This is a genomic window from Streptomyces sp. BE20, assembly GCF_036322525.1.
GTDB lineage: Bacteria > Actinomycetota > Actinomycetes > Streptomycetales > Streptomycetaceae > Kitasatospora.
The window spans coordinates 1-596 of record NZ_JAQYWW010001136.1 but is presented as its reverse complement, the minus strand read 5'-3'; the positions used below and the strand labels follow the sequence as shown (position 1 = coordinate 596).

The following is a 596-nucleotide window of genomic DNA, read 5'->3' as shown; positions in this document are numbered from 1 at the left end:
TCCCGCCAGCGCTCCAGGTGGCCGTCGGCGGGCGCGTCCTCGGGGTTCTGCTCCAGCAGCTTGATGGTGCGGTCCACCGCCACCCAGGCCATCACCTTGGAGTGGACGAAGTGCCGGCGCGGGCCGCGGACCTCCCAGATGCCCTCGTCGGGCTCGGTCCAGTGGTCCTCCAGGTACTCGATCAGGCGCAGCTGGAGGTGGTGGGCGTGGTCGTTGCGGACCAGTCCGGTCATGTGGGCCAGGTGCAGCGCCTCGACGACCTCGCCGTAGACGTCCAGCTGGAGCTGACCGGCCGCGCCGTTGCCGACCCGGACCGGCTGGGACCCCTCGTAGCCGGGCAGCCAGTCGAGGGAGGACTCGGTGAGCTCGCGCTCGCCGGCGATGCCGTACATGATCTGCAGGTTCTCCGGGTCTCCGGCGACCGCGCGCAGCAGCCACTCGCGCCAGGCCTTGGCCTCGTCCCGGTAGCCGGTGCGCAGCAGGGAGGAGAGGGTGATCGCGGCGTCCCGCAGCCAGGTGTAGCGGTAGTCCCAGTTCCGCTCGCCGCCGATGTCCTCGGGCAGTGAGGTGGTGGGGGCCGCGACGATGCCGCCGGT

1 protein-coding gene is annotated in these 596 nt (G+C 71.8%); it reads right to left on the bottom strand.

Annotation, left to right across the window (positions count from 1 at the left end; genetic code table 11):
* On the bottom strand, positions 1–596 hold a 596-nt coding region (locus PUR61_RS36300; protein WP_329883824.1), incomplete at both ends, for a glycoside hydrolase family 15 protein.